At 75.4% G+C, this 21,844-nt stretch carries 19 protein-coding genes; 8 read left to right on the forward strand and 11 right to left on the reverse strand.

Annotated elements, in window-relative coordinates:
- Window positions 1-37: 37 nt before the first annotated feature.
- Window positions 38-700: a ThuA domain-containing protein gene (locus IE219_RS20665; RefSeq protein ID WP_229849892.1), complete on the reverse strand. Its 663-nt coding sequence runs from the start codon at window positions 698-700 to the stop codon at window positions 38-40.
- Between the two features lie 133 nt (window positions 701-833).
- On the opposite strand from IE219_RS20665, the gene IE219_RS20670 reads away from it, so the two are divergent.
- Window positions 834-1,673 carry a DUF3626 domain-containing protein gene (locus IE219_RS20670; protein WP_189979580.1) on the forward strand — a complete coding sequence of 280 codons (840 nt, stop codon included), beginning with the start codon at window positions 834-836 and terminating at the stop codon, window positions 1,671-1,673.
- Between the two features lie 163 nt (window positions 1,674-1,836).
- A complete protein-coding gene (locus IE219_RS20675; protein WP_189979582.1) occupies window positions 1,837-2,643 on the forward strand; it encodes a class II aldolase/adducin family protein in 807 nt (268 codons plus the stop codon).
- Here the strand turns inward: IE219_RS20675 and IE219_RS20680 are convergent.
- A complete protein-coding gene (locus IE219_RS20680) occupies window positions 2,607-3,263 on the reverse strand; it encodes a TetR/AcrR family transcriptional regulator (RefSeq protein WP_189979584.1) in 657 nt (218 codons plus the stop codon). The genes IE219_RS20675 and IE219_RS20680 overlap by 37 nt on opposite strands.
- A 128-nt stretch (window positions 3,264-3,391) precedes the next feature.
- Here IE219_RS20680 and IE219_RS20685 point away from each other — a divergent pair, with 128 nt between their 5' ends.
- The 3 genes from IE219_RS20685 (at window position 3,392) to IE219_RS20695 (ending at window position 8,068) form a co-directional block, all read left to right on the forward strand.
- A complete protein-coding gene (locus IE219_RS20685; protein ID WP_189979587.1) occupies window positions 3,392-6,082 on the forward strand; it encodes an FHA domain-containing protein in 2,691 nt (896 codons plus the stop codon).
- A 175-nt stretch (window positions 6,083-6,257) separates the two neighbouring features.
- The gene (locus IE219_RS20690; RefSeq protein WP_189979589.1) at window positions 6,258-7,067 is read left to right on the forward strand and encodes an SH3 domain-containing protein; all 810 of its coding nucleotides are present in this window, start codon (window positions 6,258-6,260) and stop codon (window positions 7,065-7,067) included.
- On the forward strand, window positions 7,064-8,068 hold the full coding sequence (locus IE219_RS20695; protein ID WP_189979591.1) for a serine/threonine-protein kinase: 1,005 nt from the start codon (window positions 7,064-7,066) through the stop codon (window positions 8,066-8,068). The genes IE219_RS20690 and IE219_RS20695 overlap by 4 nt, the downstream gene beginning before the upstream one ends.
- A gap of 65 nt (window positions 8,069-8,133) precedes the next feature.
- Here IE219_RS20695 and IE219_RS20700 read toward each other — a convergent pair whose 3' ends face one another.
- The 7 genes from IE219_RS20700 to IE219_RS20730 form a co-directional block, all read right to left on the reverse strand.
- Entirely contained in the window at window positions 8,134-9,507 is a 1,374-nt protein-coding gene (locus tag IE219_RS20700; protein WP_189979593.1) for a streptophobe family protein, read from the reverse strand.
- A 386-nt stretch (window positions 9,508-9,893) separates the two neighbouring features.
- Window positions 9,894-10,709, reverse strand: a complete 816-nt coding sequence (locus IE219_RS20705) for a DUF1295 domain-containing protein (protein WP_373298862.1) — start codon at window positions 10,707-10,709, stop codon at window positions 9,894-9,896.
- A gap of 34 nt (window positions 10,710-10,743) precedes the next feature.
- Window positions 10,744-12,096, reverse strand: a complete 1,353-nt coding sequence (locus IE219_RS20710; RefSeq protein WP_189979596.1) for an SAM-dependent methyltransferase — start codon at window positions 12,094-12,096, stop codon at window positions 10,744-10,746.
- On the reverse strand, window positions 12,093-12,872 hold the full coding sequence (locus IE219_RS20715; RefSeq protein ID WP_189979598.1) for a DUF1365 domain-containing protein: 780 nt from the start codon (window positions 12,870-12,872) through the stop codon (window positions 12,093-12,095). Before IE219_RS20715 ends, IE219_RS20710 begins: the two co-directional genes overlap by 4 nt.
- The gene (locus IE219_RS20720) at window positions 12,869-14,128 is read right to left on the reverse strand and encodes an NAD(P)/FAD-dependent oxidoreductase (protein WP_189979600.1); all 1,260 of its coding nucleotides are present in this window, start codon (window positions 14,126-14,128) and stop codon (window positions 12,869-12,871) included. Before IE219_RS20720 ends, IE219_RS20715 begins: the two co-directional genes overlap by 4 nt.
- 80 nt (window positions 14,129-14,208) lie before the next feature.
- The gene (locus IE219_RS20725) at window positions 14,209-14,826 is read right to left on the reverse strand and encodes a sigma-70 family RNA polymerase sigma factor (protein WP_189979602.1); all 618 of its coding nucleotides are present in this window, start codon (window positions 14,824-14,826) and stop codon (window positions 14,209-14,211) included.
- A gap of 203 nt (window positions 14,827-15,029) precedes the next feature.
- Complete coding sequence (locus IE219_RS20730; RefSeq protein WP_189979604.1) at window positions 15,030-16,553, reverse strand: SDR family oxidoreductase; 1,524 nt, start codon at window positions 16,551-16,553, stop codon at window positions 15,030-15,032.
- A 203-nt stretch (window positions 16,554-16,756) separates the two neighbouring features.
- Here IE219_RS20730 and IE219_RS20735 point away from each other — a divergent pair, with 203 nt between their 5' ends.
- Window positions 16,757-18,139 (forward strand): DUF6777 domain-containing protein, encoded by a 1,383-nt coding sequence (locus IE219_RS20735; protein ID WP_189979606.1) that lies wholly within the window; start codon window positions 16,757-16,759, stop codon window positions 18,137-18,139.
- On the opposite strand, the gene IE219_RS20740 is transcribed toward IE219_RS20735, so the two are convergent.
- A complete protein-coding gene (locus tag IE219_RS20740; RefSeq protein ID WP_189979608.1) occupies window positions 18,124-18,336 on the reverse strand; it encodes a hypothetical protein in 213 nt (70 codons plus the stop codon). The genes IE219_RS20735 and IE219_RS20740 overlap by 16 nt on opposite strands.
- Window positions 18,337-18,440: 104 nt before the next feature.
- Here IE219_RS20740 and yczR point away from each other — a divergent pair, with 104 nt between their 5' ends.
- Together yczR and IE219_RS20750 are read left to right on the forward strand one after the other, a co-directional pair.
- Window positions 18,441-19,913, forward strand: a complete 1,473-nt coding sequence (yczR, locus tag IE219_RS20745; protein WP_189979610.1) for a MocR-like transcription factor YczR — start codon at window positions 18,441-18,443, stop codon at window positions 19,911-19,913.
- Window positions 19,914-19,983: 70 nt separating this feature from the next.
- The gene (locus IE219_RS20750; protein WP_189979612.1) at window positions 19,984-20,487 is read left to right on the forward strand and encodes an FBP domain-containing protein; all 504 of its coding nucleotides are present in this window, start codon (window positions 19,984-19,986) and stop codon (window positions 20,485-20,487) included.
- 22 nt (window positions 20,488-20,509) lie between these two features.
- On the opposite strand, the gene IE219_RS20755 is transcribed toward IE219_RS20750, so the two are convergent.
- Window positions 20,510-21,694: an acyl-CoA dehydrogenase family protein gene (locus IE219_RS20755; RefSeq protein WP_189979614.1), complete on the reverse strand. Its 1,185-nt coding sequence runs from the start codon at window positions 21,692-21,694 to the stop codon at window positions 20,510-20,512.
- Window positions 21,695-21,844 lie beyond the last annotated feature (150 nt).

Here is a 21,844-nt window from a genome sequence, read left to right on the forward strand (position 1 = left end):
GGGCGGGGCGGCGCGGTCCGCGCGGCCGGGGCGCGGGTCAGCGGGCGAGGAGCCAGGTCAGGGCGCCGGAGAGGTGGGCGCGGAAGAGCGGGTCGCGGTACGCCTCGGAGGTGTGGCCGAGGGCCGTGAAGAGGAAGCGGCCCCGGTCGACGGGGCGGCACCAGGCGAGCGGGTGGTCGGCGCCGAGCGTGCCGCCCTCGTACGCGTCCTCGTCGGCGCGCAGCAGGACGCGGACGCCGTCGGTGCGGGGGTGGGAGGTGTACTCGTACCACTCGTCGGTCCACTCCCAGCGGGGCGGCAGCGGGGCGACGGCGGGGTGGGCGGGGTCCTCGGCGAGGACGGCGCCGGGCTGGAGCGGGGGGTGTCCGGCGAAGCGGGTGCCGAGGAGTTCGCCGTAGAAGGGCCAGTCGGGTTCGGCGTTGGCGGCGGCGTGGACGGCGAGGAGGGCGCCGCCGTCCCGGAGGTACGCCTCCAGGGCGGTGCGGCCGTCGGGGGTGAGGACGGTGCCGGTGGTGGAGAGGAGGACGACGAGGGCGCGGCCGGCGAGGCCGTCGGCGGTGAAGGCGGCGGGGTCCTCGGTGGCCTCGGCGGTGAGGCCGTGGGCGGCGGCGAGTTCGGCGAGGGCGGCGGCCCCGGCGGGGATGGAGGCGTGCCGGTACCCGGCGGTGCGGGTGAGGATCAGGACGTCGGCGGGGGGCACGCGGGGCTCCAGGGGACGGGTCGGACGGGACGGGACGGCGAGGGCCAGAAAGCGCTTTCTCTTCCCTCTCCATGACCGTAGCCAGCGAAAACCCCGCGCCGCAAGGCCGCCGCTTCCGGCACACTCCCCCATCATGACCACGACACCCCCTTCCGGCCTTTCCCTGCTCTCTCCCTCGGCCCGGCGCGCGCTGGACCACGTGGCGGCCCGCTCGTCGGGCGCGCCGGTCGACCCGGGGCTGCGCGTCACGCTCAACTTCCATCCGCACTTCCTGGACCTGCTGGCCGACGACGGCGCGTACCGCTCGCAGTTCGTCACCGGCACCGGGAACGGCGGGCTCACCGCCCGCCCCGGCGGCGACCGCTGGCGCTGGGAGAGCCGGATCTTCGGCGGCGCGTACGACGAGGCGCCGGCGCACGAGCGCCCCGTCTACGGGGCCCTGGACTTCCGCCGCCGCTCCTACGGGGCGGCGCCCCGCTTCGGCTCCGCCCACCTGCGGCTGCGTCCGGAGGCCGCCGCCCGCGCGACCTTCTGCTACCCGGACAGCTTCCTGGAGCCCTCGGACTTCGGGGTGGCCGACCGCATGGGCCTGGTGGCGCTGGCCGAGGCCGACGACCAGGATCTGCTGGACGACTACGTGGAGGCGCAGGTCCACGGCCCGGTCGAGCTCGCGCGGGACGTGGAGGCCCTGGTCCTGGACCCGAGCCACCGGGGCACCGCCGTGGAGGAGGCGGCCCGCCGCCTGCCGTGCCCGGTCGAGTGGCACGGCGGCTTCCGCCTGACGGTCGGCGAACTCCGCCGCCACCCGGACTTCCGGGGCCCCGAGTACGTCGACCTGGGCGCCCGCATCGCCGTGGACGGCCTGCTCGACGCCCGGATCGTCCAGGACGCCTCCCTCTCCGGCACCCACGACCCGCAGGACGTCAAACGCGTCTGGCACCTCCTGGCCCGCTTCGGCGCCCCGGAGGCGTGAACACACGGGTTCACAGGGCCGCACCGGTTCACAAGGACGTACGGGTTCACACGAGCGGGCGGGTTCACAGGGCCGTCCGATGCGTTGAGGTATGGGTTACGGGTCGGTAGGTTCGGTGTCCGGCCCGCCCCTTCGCGTTCTTCCGTGCTGTCAGGAGTCGTCCATGAGCACCGTGCCGCCCGCTCTCGCCGCCGCCGTCGGTCCGCTGCCCGAGGGGGTGGAGCTGCCGCTGCCGCCGGTGTTCGAGAGCGTCGAGGAGGAGCGGCGGTACCGGAAGGAGCAGTTGGCCGCCGGGTTCCGGATCTTCGGCCGGTTCGGGTTCTCCGAGGGGGTCGCCGGTCACATCACGGTGCGGGACCCGGGGGATCCGGACGCCTTCTGGGTCAATCCGTTCGGCATGGCCTTCGGCCAGATCAAGGCGTCGGACCTGATCCTGGTGGACCACGAGGGGCGGGTCCTGGAGGGCCGCCGCCCGGTGAACCGGGCGGCGTTCGTGATCCATTCGCGGGTGCACGCGGCCCGGCCCGACGCGGTCGCGGCGGCGCACTCGCACTCGCTGCACGGCAAGGCGTTCTCCAGTCTGGGCGTCCCGCTCGCCCCGATCACACAGGACGCGTGCGCGTTCTTCGAGGACCACGGGATCTACGACGACTACCGAGGGGTGGTCAACGAGACGGAGGAGGGCGAGCGGGTCGCCAAGGCCCTCGGCGCGTACAAGGCGGTCATCCTGAAGAACCACGGGCTGCTGACGGTGGGCCACTCGGTCGCCGAGGCGGTGTGGTGGTTCGTCACCATGGAGCGGTCCTGCCAGGCGCAGTTGCTCGCCATGGCGGCCGGCACCCCGCAGGAGATCGACCGGGAGACGGCGCTGCTGACCCGGGGGCAGATCGGCGGCCATCTGGCGGGCTGGTTCCAGGCCCGGCCGCTGTGGGATCAGATCACGGCGTCCGACCCGGACCTGTTCGGCTGAGCCCCGTCCCGGGGCCGGGTGGAGGCCGCCAGGAGCGGGGGCAGGAACTCCCGCTCCAGGGTGCCCGGCGGCAGGGCCTCCGGCTCCACATAGCTCTGGGCGAGGCCGCCCTCGCGCAGGGCGATGAGGAGCCGGGCGAACCGGTCGGCGTCCACGGTCAGTTCGCGGCCCGCGCGGTGCAGCATCAGGGTCACGCCCCGGGCGATCTCGGCCCGCAGCCGCGCGTCGTGCCGGGCCAGCACCCAGGCCGCCTGCGGGTCGCGGATCGCGTGCAGGGTGAACTCGGTGGTGACCAGGTACCAGTCGCGTTCGTCGGGTTCGATGGCGGCGGCCAGCTCCGCGAGCCGGGCGAGCGTGCACTCCTCGGGGGCCAGCGCGTCGATCGCGGCGGCGAGCCGCCGCACGGTCCGCTCGCTGTGCTCGTCGAAGAGGGCGAGGAAGAGTTCTTCCTTGCCGGCGAAGTTCGAGTAGTACGCGCCCCGGGTGTAGCCGGCGCGTTCGCAGATCCGCTCGATGGTGGTGGCGTGGAAGCCGTGCTCGGCGAAGGCCGCCAGCGCGGCCTCCAGGAGCGCCGCGCGGGTGCAGGCGCGCGGCCGCCGTCCCGTGGCACCTGTGGGCACGTCCGCGTCCTTCCCGCCGTCCCGTGCCGCTCCCCGTGGCGGCCGTCGTCCAGCGTACCCGCGCGCGGGGGCCCGTTTCCGGGGTCCGGCGCCGGGCGGTCCGGGCCGGGGGCGGATAAAATTCACGCATGGGAGAGCGGCCGGTCGTGCCCGCCGCGCCCGGCCTGGTGCTCCTCGTCGACGGAGACGCGACGCAGATGGATCCGGGCCGCGTCTACCGCGTCGGGCGCGACCCCACCAGTGACATCGTGCTCTCGGACGCCCGGGCGTCCTGGCACCACGCGGTGCTCCGCGCCGCGGGCGGCCGGTGGACCCTCGCGGACGAGGACAGCACCAACGGCACGTACGCGGACGGTGTCCGGGTGCGGCTGCCGCGGGCCGTCGGCCCCGGCACCGTCGTCCGGTTCGGTCATCCGCAGGACGGCCCCCGCGCGGTCCTCACCGCGCCCCCGGGCCCCGTCCGCCCCGATCCACCGCCTGCCGCCGCGCCCCCGGCGCCGCCCTCGCCCTCGCCTGCGCCCTCGCCCTCGCAGGAGGGTTCCCGGCCCCCGGCGGGGCCCTCCGCGCCCGGCGGGGAGCCCGTCGGGGAGTCCGCCGGGGAGTCCGGTCGGGAGTTCTCCGGGACGCTGGGGCCGGATGTTCCGGTGGGGGACCACCGGGCCGCGCCCGACCTCACCCCGGCGGAGTCTCCGGGCTCCTCCGCGGGGCCGGCGGACGCGGAGCTCGTACAGGGGGAGGGTGGGGTGGGGGCGCGGTTGTCGGTGGTGTCGCGGCCGGGGGCCACGGGGACTTTTCGGCGGCCCACGGCGGTGCGGCCACTGCCGGAGCACACGGTGCGGATCGGGCGTGCGCCCGACAACGACGTGGTCGTCGCCGACCTCGTGGTCTCCCGGCACCACGCCGAGCTCCTCGCCCGCGCGGACGGCACTTATTGGATCCACGATCTGGGCAGTCACAACGGGACCTTCCTGAACGGCCGCCCCGTGGTCGAGCCGGTCCGGGTCGGTCCCGACGACGTCGTCGGCATCGGCCGCAGCGCGTTCTGCCTGGCCGGCGGGCAGCTCGTCGAGTTCACCGACACCGGCGAGATCTCCCTCGACGTGCAGGAACTCGCCGTGACCGTCGACCACGGCCGCAAGACCCTCCTCGACGAGGTCTCCTTCCCCGTCGGCGAGAAGACGCTCCTCGCGGTCGTCGGCCCGTCCGGGGCCGGGAAGTCGACGCTGCTCAACGCGCTCACCGGGCAGCGGCCCGCCGACCGGGGCACCGTCCTGTACGACGGCCGGGACCTCTACCGCGACTACGCCGAGCTGCGCCAGCGCATCGGGCTCGTCCCGCAGGACGACATCCTGCACCTCCAGCTCACCGTGCGGCGCGCTCTGTCGTACGCCGCCGAGCTGCGCTTCCCCGGTGACACCGAGCCGGCCGAGCGGCACGCGCGCGTGGAGGAGGTGATCGGCGAGCTGGGCCTGACCGAGCGGGCCGACCAGCCGATCCACAGCCTCTCCGGCGGCCAGCGCAAGCGGGTCAGCGTCGCCCTGGAACTCCTCACCAAGCCGTCGCTGCTCTTCCTCGACGAGCCGACCTCCGGCCTCGACCCGGGCATGGACCGCTCGGTGATGCACATGCTGCGCGGGCTCGCGGACGACGGCCGGACGGTCGTCGTGGTCACCCACAGCGTGCTCAGCCTCGACGTGTGCGACCGGCTCCTCGTCCTCGCCCCCGGCGGCCGGGTCGCCTATTACGGGCCGCCGGACGACACCCTGGGCTTCTTCGGCTTCGCGCAGTGGCCCGAGGCGTTCGAGGCGTTCGAGACCCAGCGGGACCGGGACTGGGCGGAGCGGTACCGGGGGTCGCGCTTCCACCGGCGGTACATCGAGGACGCGACGGTGCGGCCGTACGCGGGCGCGGGCGCGTCGGAGGCGGGGACGGGTGCGGGTGGTGGGGCCGGTGCGGGTGGTGGGGCCGGTGCGGGGGGCGGGGAGCCGCCTCCGCCGCCGAAGCCGCAGGCGTGGGGCGCGCAGCTGCGGACGCTGGTGCGGCGGTACACGGCCGCGCTCGCCGCCGACCGGACCTTCCTGATCATCATGATCGCGCTGCCGTTCGTGATGGGCGCGATGGCCCGCGCCCTCTCCGAGGGCAGCCTCAACGCCGAGTCCACCCTGAACGTGCTGCTGATCCTGTGCGTCGGCGGCGTCCTCACCGGGGCGGCCAACGCCGTCCGCGAACTGGTCAAGGAACGCTCGATCTACCGTCGGGAGAGAGCCGTCGGCCTCTCCCGCTCCGCCTATCTGGCCTCCAAGGTCGTCGTCCTGGGCACGGTGACCGTCGTGCAGGCGGTGGTGCTGACCCTGGTGGCGCTGATCGGCGTGCCGCTGAACGTGCCCGGCGGCACGGGCGTGCTGCTGCCGCCGCTGGTCGAGCTGACTCTCGCCGTCGCTCTCCTCGCCTTCACCGCGATGATGCTGGGCCTGCTGGTGTCGGCGATGGTCCGCAAGGAGGAGGTGACGATGCCGCTGTTGGTCCTCCTCGCGATCGTCCAGGTGGTGTTCTGCGGCGCGCTGCTGAGCGTGCGCGGCACGCCCGTCCTCGAACAGCTGGCGTGGCTGGTGCCGTCGCGGTGGGCGTTCGCCGCGATGGGGGCGACGATCGACATCGGGAAGGTCGCGCCGAGCCCGAAGACGGCCGATCCCCTGATGGCCCACACGGCCGCGGCCTGGCTGTTCGACATGGGCATGCTGGTCGTGCTCTGCCTGGTGCTGGGGCTGGCCGTGGCCCGGCTGCTGCGCCGGCAGGAACCCGTCGTCATGCGGCGCTGACGGGGTGCGCGGAGCGCCCTGGGGTCCGAAGAGCGTGAGAAGAAGTGCGCGGAGTGCGAGAAGCGCGAGGAGGTGGGCCGTGAGCCTTTCCGAGTCGGAATCGGATCCAGGATCCGGTCTGGGGTCGGATCTTGGATCCGGTCTGGGGTCGGATGCTGGATCCGATCCTGGGTATGTGGCCGGTTTCCGGCCCACGCACGTCGTGCCGCGCGGCGGACTGGCCGCCTGGCAGGCACCGGACCCCGGCCGCCCGACGGTGCCGCTGGACGCCTTCCTGCCGGTACGGCTGACGGAACGGTCCGGCGACTGGGGGCAGGTGCTGTGCTCCAACGGCTGGTCGGCGTGGGTCGACGCGCGGCTCCTCGTCACGGTCCCCGAGGACCCCCCGGCGGCGGGCGCCCCGCTCGCCCGGACGGCCGACCCGCGCCCCCTGATCGCGCGGGCCGAGGACGCGCTGGGCCGCTACCGGCGGGCCGTGGAGGACCTCGCCTCGGGCCGCGCCGACGGAGAGGGCTTCCGGCGGCGCACGCGCGGGCTGCGGGTCGGGATGGTCGTCGACGGCGAGTCGATGTGGCTGTACGACGCGGAGCACGAGCGCTGGGTGCACTGCGACGGGACCGGCCTGACGGCGTACGCGGCCTCCTCGGGGCCCTCCAGGACGCCGGAGCCGGCCGTGGTTCCCGCCGCTACCGCTGTTTCCGCTCCCGAGTCCGGGGCCGTTCCCGAGTCCGTCGCCGAGTCCGCTCCTGAGTCCGTTCCTGAAGCTGTTCCTGAGTCCGTTCCTGAAGCTGTTCCTGAGTCCGTTCCTGAAGCTGTTCCCGAGGGCCCCCGGCCAGTGCCCGTCGGGTACGAGCCGACGCAGGTCGTGCCGCAGGTCGATCAGGCCGGGCCGGACAGGCCGGACAGGCCGGACGGGCCGGTGGCGGACGGGCCGCCGCCGACGCGGGTCGTGTCCCGGCCGCCCGACGCGGAGGACGGCGCGTGACGGCGGCGGGCGGAGAACGGGACGCCGGGCTCCCGGCGGGGCGGCCGTCGGGCCTCGTGGGCAAGGAGGTCGCGGGGTACCGGGTGGAGGCCGAGATCGGGCGCGGCGGGATGGCGGTCGTCTACCAGGCGCGCGACCTGCGGCTCGACCGGACGGTGGCCCTGAAGCTGCTGGCACCCGAACTGGCCCGCAACGACACCTTCCGGAAGCGGTTCGCGCACGAGTCGCGGGTGGCCGCGTCGATCGACCACCCGCACATCGTGCCGGTCTTCGAGGCGGGCGAGACGGAGGGCGTGCTGTACATCGCGATGCGGTACGTCGCCGGGCGCGACCTGGCGGCGCTGCTGGCCCGGGAGGGGCCGCTGCCGCCGGTGACGGCGGGCCGGATCGCGGCGCAGGTCGCGTCGGCGCTGGACGCGGCGCACGCGCACGACCTGGTGCACCGGGACGTGAAGCCGGGGAACGTCCTGGTGGCAGAGGGCACCGACCGGGAGCACCCCGAGCACGTGTACCTCACCGACTTCGGGCTGACGAAGAAGTCGCTGTCCCTGACGGGGTTCACCACCGTGGGCGAGTTCGTGGGCACCCTGGACTACGTGGCGCCGGAGCAGATCTCCGGCAAGCCGGTCGACGGGCGCTGCGACGTGTACGGCCTGGCGTGCGTGGTCTTCGAGACCCTGTCCGGCGTGCCGCCGTTCCGGCGGGAGACCGACTGGGCCGTGCTGTGGGCCCAGCAGTACGATCCGCCGCCCCCGCTGGCCGAGTTCCGCCCGGGGCTGCCCGAGGCGGCGGACGCGGTGTTCGCCCGCGCCCTGGCCAAGACCCCCGAGGAGCGGTACGGGACGTGCCTGGAGTTCGTCGCGGAGCTGCGGGCCGCCCTGGCGGAGGAACCGGGCGGTCCGGCCGTGCCGACCGGCGTCGTGCCCCGGGCCCCGGGCCCGCCGCCGGAACCTCCGGTGTGGGCGCGTCCGGTGTTTCGGCGGCTGGGGGACGGTTCGTAGCGTCTGGATCCTGGATCCAGACGCCAGGATCCGAAAGCCAGGATCCGGGATGTTGGATCCGGGATTCAGGATGTTGGATCCGATGTCTTCCTCTCCCCCGCGCCCTCCCCCACCGAAACCTCCCCATGATGCCGGGCCCGAGTCGCGAGAAGCCCGCCGAGGAACCCCGCGGCAAGCCCCCAGAGCAGAGCGAGGCCCACGGTCCGCCACACCTCGGGGCGGAGGACGACCTCGGCGCCCAGGCCGCCCAGGTCGCCGATGCCGAGGAGGGAGAGTCCTACGCGGGCCTCGACGAGGGTGAGGGGCATGACGACGAGCATGGTGAGGGCGAAGGCGGCGCCGAGGCGGAGGGCGTGCTGCCAGGGCCGTACCCGGGCCGGGGAGCGGACGGCGGCGACGTATCCGGCGGCGAGGACGAGGACGGCGGCGACGGGCAGCAGCCACCAGGCGCGGGAGTCCTGGGCGGCGAGGGAGGAGAGGTCGACCGTGGACAGGTCGGAGGAGTTCCCGCCGCGCAGGACGGCGTCGAGGACCTGCGGCATGGGCAGGCCGAAGGGGCCGTCGGCCCGGCCCTCCCAGGAGCCGCCGATGCCGACGCCGAGGGCGAGCCAGCTGACGTTGGGCAGGCCGAGGAGGAGGACGGCGAAGGTCTGTGCGGCGTGTCCCTTGGTGGCGGCGACGACCAGGCCGATGACGAGGCCGACGGCCACGTACGCGAGGAGGAGCAGGAGCATCGCCGAGGCGGCGGGCCGGACGGCTTCCTGGTGGCGGAGCAGGCGCGCGGGGAGGGCGCTGCGGCGGGAGACCAGGAGGGCGACGAGGAGCACGCCGAGGATCCACAGGAGGCCGTAGCCGAGGGTGGGGCCGAGAACGGCGCGGAAGCCGACGGTGGGGTTGACCGCGTCCAGGAGGTCGCCGAAGAGGTCGCCCAGGGGGGTCTGGGCGTCGGGGGTGCCGAGGCTGATCGGGAAGTCGTGGCGGGCGACGCCGGACAGCACCGCGAGGACGGCGAGCCAGAGGACGGTGACGGCGGCGGCGCGGGCCGCGAGCGCGCCGGTCCTGGCGACGGCGTGGTGGCGGAGCGGGCGGAGGAAGACGGCTCCGGTGACGAGGGCGCCCACGAGGGTGACGGTGAGGGGCATGGCGGTGAGTTCGCCCTGGGTGCCGGCGAGGGAGCCGGCCGAGCCCGCGATCTCCACCTGTCCGCCGGAGGCCATGACGACGACGGCGGCGAGGACGGCGCCGAAGCCGCCGGGCAGGTCGGCCGCGCCCGCCGCCCACAGGCCGAGGGCGGCGGTGACGGCCATCGCGGCGTATCCGGCGGCGACGGCGGCGAGGGCCTGCCCGGCGATCCGCAGGCCCGCCCGGACGGGGTCGCCGCCGGGCGTGCCGGTGGCGGGGGGCGGGGTGGTGGGGAGCCGACTGCTCACCCTGTCCACGCTAGTCCGCCCGGCCCGCCTCCGCCTGCGGTCCCCGCGCGGAGGCGGGCGGGGCCGGCCTTCTGGTCCGGTCCTCGGGGTCCGTGGTCAGGGCGGCCGGGCCGCGGCCGAGCGGTCCGGGCTGCGGGACGGGTTCGGCGGGCGGCGGGCCGGGGTTCGGCCGCGGCGTGGGCGCGGGGATCGGCGGCACCGGGTCGGGGCCCGGCGGGGGGCCGGGGAGCGGTCCCGGTTCGGGGCCCGGTCCCGGACCCGGCGTGGGGGTCGGGGTCGGCGGGGCGGGGGGCGGGGGCACGGTCATGGCTCCTCCCGGGGAACGTGGTGGACTCTGTCGCGCTCGCGCCTACCCCGGTTCGCGGGGAGCACTCCCGGAGGGCGTACGGCGGAGGTCAGCGTTCCGTGGCCGGGCGGCGGGGCGGCAGCGGGATGAAGCCGCTGGTGCGGGCGCGGTAGGCGGCGTAACCGGGCCGGTCGGCCAGGTGGGCCTCCAGGAGCCGTTTTCCGCTGCCCCAGATGAGGAGGGCGCTCATGGTGAGCGGGGAGACGAGGGTGAGGAGGGCGGTCGGCCAGGTGGCGCAGGCCGTCAGGTAGAGGCCCCACCAGACGAGGAAGTCGCCGAAGTAGTTGGGGTGCCGGGTCCAGCTCCACAGGCCCCGGTCCATGACGCGGCCCCGGTGGGCCGGGTCGGCCTTGAAGCGGGCGAGCTGCCGGTCCCCCACCGCTTCGAAGGCCAGGCCGGTCGCCCACACGGCGAGGCCCAGGACGGCGGTCGCGTCCAGCGGGACCGGCAGCAGGACGGCCGCCTGGACGGGGAGGGAGACGAGCCAGACCAGGGCGGCCTGGAGGAGGTACACCTTCCGGAGGGCGTAGAAGGCGGGGTTTCCGGAGGCGCGGGCGAGCATGCGCGCGTACCGGGGGTCCTCGCCGTGGCCCCGGCCGCGCCGGGCGATGTGGACCGCGAGCCGGAGCCCCCAGAGGACGGTGGCGAGGGCGACGGCGGTCCGCCGGACGTCGTCGCCGTGTCCGGCGGACAGGCACCAGGCGACGGTGGCGACGGCCGCGAAGGCGAGTCCCCAGGCGACGTCGACGGTCCGGTGCAGGCCCTTGGCCGTGCCGACGGCGAAGGCCGCCAGCATCACGGCGAGGGCGGTACCGGCCGAGGCGAGGAGGAGCGTGCCGAGGGCGGCCCCGTCGACGGCGCTCACGCCGCCTCCCCGGGCCCGGTGGGGCGCGCGGCGCTCATCGGGGGCCCTCCCCGCCGTCGGCGGTGAGACAGAGCTGGCGGACGTCGAGGTATCCGGAGCGGAACCCGGCCTCGGAGTAGGCGAGGTAGAACTCCCACAGGCGGCGGAAGACGTGGTCGAAGCCGAGCGCGTCGACGGCGTCCTCCGCGCCGAGGAACCGTTCCCGCCACTGCCTCAGGGTCTCCGCGTAGTGGTCGCCGTACCCCGTGTCGTGGGTGGTGCGCAGTCCGGCCGCGGCGCTCTCGCGCGCGAGGGCCTCCCGGGAGGGGATCAGGCCGCCGGGGAAGACGTACTTGCTGATCCAGGTGTGGGTGCGGGCCGTGGCGAGCATCCGCTCGTGGGGCATCGTGATGGCCTGGAGCGCGACGCGGCCGCCGGGGGCGAGGAGGCGGCGGAGCGCGGCGAAGTAGTCGGGCCAGAACTCGGCGCCCACGGCCTCGATCATCTCGACGCTCACGACCGCGTCGTACCGGCCCCGCACCGCCCGGTAGTCGAGGAGTTCGACGGTGACCCGGTCGGCGCGTCCGGCCCGCGCCACGCGCGCGCGTGCGAGGGCGAGCTGTTCTTCGGAGAGGGTGACGGTGCGGACGCGGGCGCCCCGGGCGGCGGCGCGGACCGCGAGTTCGCCCCAGCCGGTGCCGATCTCCAGGAGTTCGGTGCCCGGTCCCGCCCCGGCCAGGTCGAGGAGGAGGTCGATCTTGCGGTGCTGGGCGGCGGTGAGGTCGGCGTCGGGAAGGAGCGCGGGTGCGGCCGGGAGCGGGAGGGCGTCGAAGACGGCGGACGAGTAGCTGAGGCCGGGGTCCAGGAAGAGGGCGAAGAGGTCGTTGGAGAGGTCGTAGTGCCGGTGGACGTTCTCGCGGGCGCCGTCGGGGGTGTTGCGGTCGGCGACGGGCCTGCGGTGGGCCCAGGCGCCGCGCAGGCGGCGCAGCGGGGCGGGGACGAGGTCGTCGACGTGCCGGGCGAGGACGGTGAGGACGGCCGCGAGGTCGTCGGCGTCCCACTCGCCCGCCATGTACGACTCGCCGAAGCCGATGAGGCCGTCGGCGCCGATCCTGCGGTGGAAGGCGTCCGGGTCGTGGAGCGTGAGGGTCGGTACGGAGGCGGAAGCGGAAGGAGAAACGGAGGCAGGGGCGTAGGCGGGTGCGGGGTGGCGGGGGCCCGGGCAGTCGGCGGGCGCCGTCCGGACCCGCAGGGGCAGCCGGGCGAGGGCGCGCTCCACGAGGTGGCGGGCGACGGCGGTGCGCGCGGCGGAGGCGCGCGGCGGACGGGCCACGTCCGGCCAGCGGTCCGGGTCGGCGGGGCGGGCGCGGACGGCGGACGGGACGGCCGGGGGGAGCGAGAGGGTCACGGGGTGCCTTCCTGCGGTGCGGTACCGGAGCCGGAAGCGGAACCGGTGCCGGGGCGGGGGCGGATGCGGAGTCCTTTGAGGTACAGGCGGATTCCGTGGCGGCGGATGGCGAGGGAGACGGCGGCGGTCGACCACGGGTGCCGCAGCACGGCGGCGAGGAGGGTCCGCGCGCGGGCGGGCCGGTGGACGCCCCGGACGGTGGCGGTCAGCGGGCGGGAGCCGTCGCCGTGGCGGAGCTGGACGGTCAGGTCGAGGCGGTCGCCGGGCAGCGGCAGCCGCATCCGGTAGACGCCCTCGACGTCGAGGAACGGCGACACGTAGAAGTCCTTGACGGCCTCGGCGCGGCCCCGTTCGTCGGGGCGCAGGAGGTAGGCGTGGCGTTCGCCGTACGTGTTGTGCACCTCGGCGACCACGTGGACGGGACGGCCGGCGCGGTCGTGGCACCAGTACAGGGTGAGGGGGTTGAAGACGTGTCCGAGGACCCGCGCGTGGGCGAGCATCAGGACCCTCCCGCCGGCGTCCGCCACCCCGTGCGCGGCCAGGTGGGCGCCGAGGGCGGCCCGGAGGGTGGGGGCGGTGCCGTCGAAGTGGTCGCGGGGGTCGAAGCGGGCGAAGGGCCGCAACGGCCGGGGCAGGCGGGGCAGGTCGTCGAGGTCGACGAGCCAGAGGTAGGTGCGGTGGCGCAGGGAGTACGGGACGGGGGCGACGCGGGTGTGGGTCGTCTCGGTCTCGTACAGGGCGGGCACGGCGGGAGGGGCGGGGGCCGGGGCGTTCATCGCGGGTCCGCCCCCAGGTGACGGGCGGCCTCCGCCCCGGAGCGGCAGCCGTCCTCGTGGAAGCCCCACCCGTGGTAGGCGCCCGCGTAGGCGGTGACGGGGTCGCGCAGGGTGGGCAGGAGGCGCTGGGCGGCCACCGACTCCGGGGTGTAGACGGGGTGTTCGTACGTCATGCGGGCCAGGACCGTCGAGGCGTCGAGGCGGTCGTCGGGGTTGAGGGTGACGAGGTGCGGTGCGTCGGCGGGGAGCCGCTGGAGCCGGTTCATGTCGTAGCTGACCTGGACGGAGCCGGGCCGGGCCGTGCAGGACGGCAGCCGGTAGTTCCACGACGCGCGCGCGTGCGGGGAGCGCGGCAGGACGCTCTCGTCGCGGTGCAGGACGGTGGGGTTGCGGGAGTAGGTGAAGGCGCCGAGGACGCGCCGTTCCCGCTCGGTGGGGTCGGCCAGGAGGCGCAGGGCCTGGTCGGGGTGGACCGCGATCACGACGGCGGCGTGCTCGGCCCGTTCGCCGTCGGCGGTGACGACGGTCGCCCGGTCGGCGCCGCGCACGACGGCGCGCACCGGGGTCGCGGTCCGCACGGCGGCCAGGCCCTTGGCGACGCGCTCGACGTAGGCGGCCGAACCACCGGTGACGGTCTTCCAGGTCGGGGACCCGGTCACCGAGAGGAGGCCGTGGTGGTCGAGGAAGCGGAAGAGGTACGCGGCCGGGTAGCGCAGTGCGGTGCCGGGGGCGCAGGACCAGACGGCGGAGACGAGCGGGATCGCGAAGTGGCTGACGAAGTGGGCGGAGAAGCGCTGGTCGCGCAGGAAGTCGCCGAAGGTGCGCGTGGTGTCGTCGGCGGCCAGCAGCCGGCGGGCGGCCCGGTGGAAGCGGGGCACGGCGGCGAGCGTCCGCAGGTGGTCGGCCCGGAACGCGGCGCCGCCGCCGAGGAGACCGCGCGGCCCGCGCGCGCCCGCGTACTCCAGTCCGCAGCCGTCGCAGCGGACGGACATGCTCATCTCGGAGTCCTGGGTGGTGACGCCGAGTTCGCGGAAGAGGCGCAGGAGGTGGGGGTAGGTGCGCTCGTTGTGGACGATGAAGCCGGTGTCGACGCGCAGCGTCCCGCCGTCCCGGGCCGGCAGCTCGTGGGTGTGGGCGTGGCCGCCGAGCCTGCCCTCTGCCTCGTACAGCACCACGTCGCGGGTCCGGGACAGGTAGTGGGCGGCGGTGAGGCCCGCCACTCCCGCTCCCACCACGGCGACGCTCGGTCCGTCCATCGTCTCCACCCCTCTCCGGCCCCTCGGCGGCCGTTGTCCGTCGGTCGTTCCTCGGTTGCCCGCCCGCTCGCCCGGCGGGATCAGCCGGCGGCCGGGGCGAGGTGGTGGCGCATGCGCCGCAGGCCCCGGCGGGCGTGGCTCTTGACCGTGCCCAGGGGGATGCCGGTGCGGTCGGCGATCTGCGTCTGGGTCAGGTCGGCGAAGTAGGCGAGTTCCAGCACGTCGCGCTGGACGCGGGGCAGCCGGGCGAGTTCCTCGGCGACGACGAGCCGGTCGAGGATCGCTTCGGGCTCCCCGTCCGCCCGGCCCCCGTGTGCGAGGGCGGCGCCGAGGGAGGCCGTCAAAGCGGTGCGGCGGGTGCGGGCGGTGAGCGCGTCGGCGGTCTTCCGGCGGGTGATGCCGGTGAGCCAGGCGGGCAGGCTGCCCCGCTCGGGCCGGAAGGTCGCCCGGCCCCGCCAGGCGGCGGCGAACACCTGCTGGGTCACGTCCTCCGCCTCGCGGGGGTCGCCCAGCGTGCGGGCCGCCAGGTGGTGGACCAGGCGGCCCCAGCGGCGGTACGCGGCGTCCAGGCAGGCTTCTTCGCCCCGGACGAGCCCGAGCGCGATCGCCCGTTCGGCGTCGTCGCCGCCGTCGGTACCGGCGGTGGAGTGCGGCGCGGGGTCCGGCTCACAGGGCCCGGTGCTCCGGTGCGCGTTCATGGCGGTTCCTCCTCCGGACGGTGCCGGGGCCTCGTCGGCCCCGCACACCCTCACGTTCCGGCCCGCGCACCGTTTCGGACAACTCGCATCGTTTCCGCATCGAAGGAAGGAGGCGTGCTTCCGGGACCCGTACGTTGCCGCGTCGAGGCGAGGGGAGGCGCCGTTTCCGGAACCCGCCCGTCCCCCGGCCGAGGCCAAGGGGATCAGCCCGTCCGCCGTCCGTTCTCCGCCTCGGCGGTCCGGGCGATGTTCCTGGCCATGCCTCCGAAGACCACCGCGTGGAAGGGGGCGACGCTCCACCAGTACGCCTGCCCCGCCAGTCCCCGGGGGTGGAAGAGGGCGCGCTGCCGGTAGACGGTGCGGCCCCGGCCGTCCCGTTCGACGGCCATCTCCAGCCAGGCGAGGCCCGGGAGCCGCATCTCGGCGCGGAGGCGGAGCAGGCGGCCCCGGTCGATCTCCTCCACCCGCCAGAAGTCCAGCGCGTCACCGACCCGGAGGCGTGCCGCGTCCCGGCGGCCGCGGCGCAGCCCCACGCCCCCGGCGAGCCGGTCCGCCCACCCCCGGACGGCCCAGGCCAGCGGGAAGGAGTACCAGCCGTTCTCTCCTCCCACCCCCTCGACGACCCGCCACAGGGCCTCGGGGCTCGCGTCGACGGGGCGGGAGCGCTCGTCCCGGTAGAGGCTGCCGCCGGCCCAGTCCGGGTCGGTGGGCAGCGGGTCGCTGGGCGCGCCGGGCGGGGAGGCGGAGGACCAGCGGGTGGTGACCTTGGCCTCGCGGACCCGGCGGAGGGCGAGCCGGAGGGCCTCCTCGAACGGGACGGGGGTGCCGGGGACGTACCGCGCGATGTCGTCCTCCGTGCAGACCACCTCGTGCCGCAGCGATTCGGTCAGCGGCCGGGCCAGCGGCGCGGGCACGGGGGTGACGAGGCCGATCCAGAGGCTGGACAGGCGGGGCGTGAGGACCGGTACGGGCACGATGAGACGTCTGCGGAGCCCGGCGACCCGCGCGTACCGCACCATCATGTCCTGGTAGGTGAGCACGTCGGGGCCGCCGATGTCGAAGGTCCGGCTGACATCCGGCGGCATGCCGGCGCTGCCCACCAGGAGGCGCAGCACGTCGCGGACGGCGATGGGCTGGACCCGGTTGCCGACCCAGCTCGGGGTGACCATGACGGGGAGCCGTTCGGTGAGGTACCGGAGCATCTCGAAGGAGGCCGATCCGGAGCCGATGACGACGGCGGCGCGCAGGACGGTGGTGGGGACCCCCGAGTCGAGCAGGATGCGGCCCACCTCGGTGCGGGAGCGCAGGTGCGGCGAGAGCGCGGACTCGGGGACGCCGCGCGGGGTCAGGCCGCCCAGGTAGACGATGCGGCGCACCCCGGCGGCGCGGGCCCGTTCGGCGAAGGTGCGGGCGGCCAGGCGGTCCTTCTTCTCGAAGTCCGCCGTCGAGGTCATGGAGTGGACCAGGTAGTAGGCGACGTCGACGCCGTCGAAGGCCCCGTCGAGGCTCGCGGCGTCGGTGACGTCGCCGCGCACGGTCTCGACCCGGTCGACCCAGGGGAAGTCACGGAGCTTGTCGGGGTGCCGGGCGAGGCAGCGGACGCGGTGCCCGGCGTCGAGGAGTTCCGGTACGAGGCGTCCGCCGATGTAGCCGCTGGCGCCGGTGACCAGGCAGCGGGCGCTCGCGGCCGGTCGGGAGCCGTCCTCGGCCGGGTGGGGGGTGTCCATGCGGTGATCCGTTTCACCGTGGCGCCCGGGGTACACGCCCCGCGCCGGTTCTTCGTCGGGTCGGGGGCACCCCGCCGGTAAACGGACAGCCGGCGGACGGAGGGCGACCAGCGGGCGGAGGACGGGCAAGCGGCGGGCAGGCTGCGGGTGCGGTCCGTCCGTACCGCACCCACCATGGTTCCGAACGGGAGAAAGGGAGAAACGTGACGTCTCCACCGCCGCCGTCCGGCCCTCCGTCGGTCCCTCCGTCCGGTCCGCCCACGGGCCCGCCCTCGGGGCCGCTCTCCGGCGCGGCCACCCGCCCCGGCACCTCGGGCTCGCAGCCGCCGCCCGCGCCCCCGCACGACGGCTCGGGCGGTGGGGGTGGTGGCGGCGGGAGCGGTGGCGGCGGGGACGGCCCCGGGCCGGGCGGCGGGAAGGGCGGCGGTTCGCCGTGGTGGCGGTCGGTGCCGAAGGTCGCCTCGGTCACCGCCCTGGTCGTCGCGGCCGCCGCGCTCTCCGTGGTGCTGATCGGCCGGTCCGGCGACAAGGGCGACACGGCGGGTTCCGGCGGCGGCGAGGTCTTCCTGCAGAACACCTCCGCCTCCGGTCCCGACCCGTTCACCGCCTCCACCGCCCGGACGGACGGCTCCTCCGCGTCGGCCTCGCTGCCGTCGCGCAGCGGCACGGCGGGCACGGGTACCCTGCAGGTGTCGGGGGCCACGCCCGGCCTGTACGGCGGCACCCGGGCGGTCGCGAGCTGCGACGTCGAGAAGCAGGTGCGCTACCTGGCGGCCGAGCCCGCCAAGAACGCGGCCTTCGGCTCCGTCCTCGGGCTGGGCGCGAACGAGGTCCCGGGTTACCTCCGCTCCCTGACCCCCCTCCAGCTGCGGGCGGACACCCGGGTGACCAACCACGGCTACCGGGACGGCTCCCCCACCGCGTACCAGGCGGTCCTCCAGGCGGGGACGGCGGTCCTCGTCGACGGGCGGGGCGTGCCCCGGGTGCGGTGCGCCTGCGGCAACCCGCTCACCGAACCGGTGGCGCAGAAGAACCCGCGCACCGAGGGCGCCGCCTGGACCGGTTACGAGTCCTCGCAGGTGGTCGTCGTCGCCCCGGCGACGACGGTGGTGAACGTCTTCGTGGTGTACGACCCCGATCAGGAGTCCTGGTTCGCGCGGAAGCCCGGCGACACCGGGCGGCACGACAAGCCGACCCCGCCGCCCCGGCCCACCCCGACGGCCTCCTGCCCGAGCGGCGGCACGACGCCGTGCCCGACGCCCTCCGGCTCCTCCCCCACCCCCTCGGAGTCCTCCTCGTCCCCGGCTCCGAGCCCGTCCACGACCCCCACGCCGACGACGTCGAGCCCGACGCCCTCGGACTCCACGCCCGCCCCGCCGACGGACTCGCCGTCGTCGGGCTCCCCCTCGTCGGACTCCGCGCCCGCCTCCCCCGGCTCCCCGTCGGACGGGCCGGGCACCACCACGGCGGGCACCCCGGCGGACACCACGACCAGCGCGGGCGCGGCCACGGACGCAAGCGCGGAACCGGCCGGGGCGAGCGGCGGCGTGCCGGCCCACGGCCCCGGCCGTCAGCCCGTCGCCTGAGGGAACGGCCCCTCCCGGACGCCCGTACCGGCCCCTTCCGGTACGGGCGTCCTCCGCTTGCCCCCGGTACGGAGACGGAAGGCGGCGCGCAGGGCACGGACCCGGGCCGCGACCGGGAGCGGGCGGGCGGCGCGCTCCTCGGCGCGCCGCTGCCAGCGCCGCTCGTCCCGGTCGGTGAAGGGGGCGGTCGTCGTCATCGTGTTTTCTCCAGAGAAGTCCACCGGCCCTCGACATCAGGCCACTGCCAGGGAGTCTGTAGCCTTATTGGCCTGTGAAGCAGAGCCAATGGGGAGTGATTGGCATGACGTACGGCCGTGTGGTCCACGCAGTGGACCGGACCCTGTCGGGTCGGCAGCTCGCCTCGCTGCTCACCCCGCCGCCGGAGGGCCGGTTCGGCTACCGGGAGCTGGCGCGGGCGGTGCGGGAGGCGCTGCTCGACGGCCGGGTGGCGCTGCGGGTGCGGCTGCCCGCCGAGCGGGAGCTCGCGCAGGTCCTGGAGGTGAGCCGGACGACGGTGACGGGGGCGTACGACCTGCTGCGGGAGAGCGGGTACGCGCTCAGCCGGCGCGGTTCGGGGACGTGGACGGCGCTGCCGGACGGGCAGGCGCCGAAGGCCGTGGGCCATCTGCCGGGCGACACGGCGGACGAGGTGATCGACCTGGCGCTGGCGGCGCCGCAGGGCCCCCGGGCCGAGCTGGCGGAGGCGCTGGCGGAGGCCGCCGCCGCACTGCCCCGGTACCTCGCGGCGCCCGGTTATCACCCGTACGGCCTGCCGGAGCTGCGGGCGGCGGTGGCGGAGCGGTACACCGCGCGCGGGCTGCCGACCCGGCCCGAGCAGATCCTGGTGACGACCGGGGCGCAGCAGGCGGTGTCGCTGGCGCTCGCGCTGTTCGGGCGGCCGGGCGACCGGGCGCTGGCGGAGAGCCCCTCGTACACCACCGCCCTCGACGCGATGCGCGGGCGGGGGCTGCGGGTGACGCCGGTGCCGGTGACGGAGGGCGGCTGGGACTCCGGGCTGATGGAGGCGGCGCTGCGGCAGACCGCGCCCCGGCTGGCCTATCTGATCCCGAACTTCCACAACCCGACGGGGCGGCTGATGCCGCGCGAGCAGGGCCGGGAGGTGGCCCGCGCGGCGCGGGCGACCGGGACGTGGCTGGTGGTGGACGAGACGCTGGCGGACATGGCGCTCGACGTGCCGGCCCCGGAGCCGTTCGCGGCGGCGGTCGGCGCGGGGGCCGGGGAGCAGATCGTCTCGGTGGGGTCGCTGAGCAAGAGCTGCTGGGGCGGGCTGCGGGTGGGCTGGGCGCGGGCGTCGGCGCGGGTGGTGTCGGAGCTGGCGCGGACCCGGGTCACGGCGGACCTGTCGGGTTCGGTGCTCGACCAGCTGGTGGCGGTGGCCCTGATGCGGGGATTGGATCCGATCGTCGCCGCGCGCGTGGAGGAGCTGCGGCGGCGCCGGGAGGCGCTGGGCGCGGCGCTGGCCCGGCACCTGCCGGAGTGGCGGTGGGCGGAGCCGCCGGGCGGCATGTGCCTGTGGATCGACCTGGGGCGGCCGGTGGCGACACAGCTGGCGGCACGGGCGCTGCGGCACGGGGTGCGGGTGGAGGGCGGGGCCCGGTTCGGGGTGGACCCGGGCACGCACGAGCACCGGCTGCGGATTCCGTACACCCTCCCCGAGGAGCTGTACGAGCCGGCGGCGGAGCGGCTGGCGGCGGCCCTGGAGGGGGCGCCGGGCCGGTTCGCGGACCCGGCGCAGCCGGAGTGGGTGGCGTGAAGGGGCCGTCTCCGGCGGGCGGGTTTATTTCGGATGCCGCTCCGAAAGGGGTCGGTGTACGGTCCACCGGGTGGAACCGCTGACCGACAAAGAGATCCGCGCGTCCTTCGTGAACTGCACGAAGGGCGACGCCGCCCGGCTGAAGCTGCCGCTGGACTTCGCCGAGACCCCCTGGGACGACCTCGACTTCCTGGGCTGGGTCGACCCGGGCGCCCCGCTCCGGGCCCACCTGGTCGTGCCGCGCGAGGACGGTCCGCTGGGCATCGCCCTGCGGGTGCCCGCGACCGGCCGGACCAGCGCCGTGAAGTCCAGCATGTGCCAGATCTGCCTGACCGGGCACGCCTCCTCGGGCGTGACCCTGCTCGCCGCCCCGCTGGCCGGCGCCCGGGGCCGCGAGGGGAACACGGTCGGCGTGTACGTCTGCGCCGACCTGGCCTGCTCCCTGTACCTGCGGGGGCGCCGGGCGCCGAAGCTGCGGGGCCTGCGGCACGAGGAGACGCTCTCCCTGGAGGACCGGATCGCCCGGATGACGGGGCACCTGGACGCGTTCCTGGAGCGGGTGACGGCCGGCTGAGACCCCGCCCTGCGGGGACCGGTCAGCGAAAGGCCTGCTCGCCGGTGAGCGCCTTGCCGATGACCAGGGAGTGGACCTCGCTGGTGCCCTCGTAGGTGAGGACGGACTCCAGGTTGTTGGCGTGCCGCAGCACCGGGTACTCCAGGGTGATGCCGTTGGCGCCGAGGATCGTCCGGCATTCGCGCGCGATGGCGATGGCCTCGCGGACGTTGTTGAGCTTGCCCACGCTGACCTGCTCGGGGGTGAGCTCCCCGGCGTCCTTGAGGCGGCCGAGGTGGAGGGCGAGCAGCATGCCCTTGCCCAGCTCCACGGACATGTCCGCCAGCTTCTGCTGGGTGAGCTGGTAGGAGGCCAGGGAACGGGCGAAGACGGTCCGGTCCCTCGCGTAGGAGATCGCGCTCTCCAGGCAGTCGCGGGCGGCGCCGAGCGCGCCGAAGACGATGCCGAAACGGGCCTCGTTGAGACAGCCGAGCGGGCCGGAGAGCCCCCGGGCCCCCGGCAGCATCGCGTCGGCGGGCAGCCGGACGTTCTCCAGGACCAGTTCGGCGGTGACGCTGGCCCGCAGCGACAGCTTCATCTTGATCTCGGGGGCGCTGAAACCCGGTGTCCCGGCGGGGACCAGGAAGCCCCGGACGCCGTCCTCCGTGCGCGCCCAGACGACGGCCACGTCGGCGACGGAACCGTTCGTGATCCACATCTTGGTGCCGTTGAGGACCCAGTCCGAGCCGTCCCGCTTCGCGTTCGTCCGCATGGCCCCCGGGTCCGAACCCGCGTCGGGCTCCGTCAGACCGAAGCACCCGATGTACTCGCCCGCCGCCATCTTCGGCAGCCAGTGCCGCTTCTGCTCCTCCGAGCCGTGCTTCCAGATCGCGTACATCGCGAGGGAACCCTGCACCGACACCAGCGAGCGCAGCCCGGAGTCCACCGCCTCCAGCTCCATGCAGGCCAGGCCGTACGCCACCGCGTTCGTGCCCGCGCAGCCGTACCCCTCCAGGTGCATGCCGAGCACACCGAGCCCGCCGAGCGTGCGGGCCAGCTCCCGGGCCGGGACCTCCCCCTTCTCGAACCACCCGGCGACATGCGGCCGCAGCTCGCGGTCGGCCGCGGCGCGCACCGTGGCCCTGATCTCCCGCTCCTCGTCGGTGAGCAGACCGTCGATCGCGAGGAGGGCGAGGGGGTGGGTGGGGGTGGACGGCGAGGACTTCACGGTGGGCCTCCTGAGGGTGGGGCGGCGGTGGGAGTCGGCTGGGCGTGGCGAAGCGTAGCCGCAGATTGGATTTTGGATCCAGTATTGAGATTCCGTTCGGGACGCCCTACGGTCCGATTGGATCCAATATCCAGGATCTGATCCCCACTG

Origin of the sequence: Streptomyces termitum (assembly GCF_014650175.1) — a bacterium.
Taxonomy (GTDB): domain Bacteria; phylum Actinomycetota; class Actinomycetes; order Streptomycetales; family Streptomycetaceae; genus Streptomyces; species Streptomyces termitum.

Excerpts from the sequence above, each read along its gene's own strand:
- IE219_RS20670 (WP_189979580.1), top strand. The coding sequence starts at position 834 with ATGACCACGACACCCCCTTCCGGCCTTTCCCTGCTCTCTCCCTCGGCC.
- IE219_RS20675 (WP_189979582.1), top strand. The coding sequence starts at position 1,837 with ATGAGCACCGTGCCGCCCGCTCTCGCCGCCGCCGTCGGTCCGCTGCCC.
- IE219_RS20685 (WP_189979587.1), top strand. The coding sequence starts at position 3,392 with ATGGGAGAGCGGCCGGTCGTGCCCGCCGCGCCCGGCCTGGTGCTCCTC.
- IE219_RS20715 (WP_189979598.1), bottom strand. The coding sequence starts at position 12,872 with ATGAACGCCCCGGCCCCCGCCCCTCCCGCCGTGCCCGCCCTGTACGAG.
- IE219_RS20720 (WP_189979600.1), bottom strand. The coding sequence starts at position 14,128 with ATGGACGGACCGAGCGTCGCCGTGGTGGGAGCGGGAGTGGCGGGCCTC.
- IE219_RS20725 (WP_189979602.1), bottom strand. The coding sequence starts at position 14,826 with ATGAACGCGCACCGGAGCACCGGGCCCTGTGAGCCGGACCCCGCGCCG.
- IE219_RS20730 (WP_189979604.1), bottom strand. The coding sequence starts at position 16,553 with ATGGACACCCCCCACCCGGCCGAGGACGGCTCCCGACCGGCCGCGAGC.
- IE219_RS20740 (WP_189979608.1), bottom strand. The coding sequence starts at position 18,336 with ATGACGACGACCGCCCCCTTCACCGACCGGGACGAGCGGCGCTGGCAG.
- yczR (WP_189979610.1), top strand. The coding sequence starts at position 18,441 with ATGACGTACGGCCGTGTGGTCCACGCAGTGGACCGGACCCTGTCGGGT.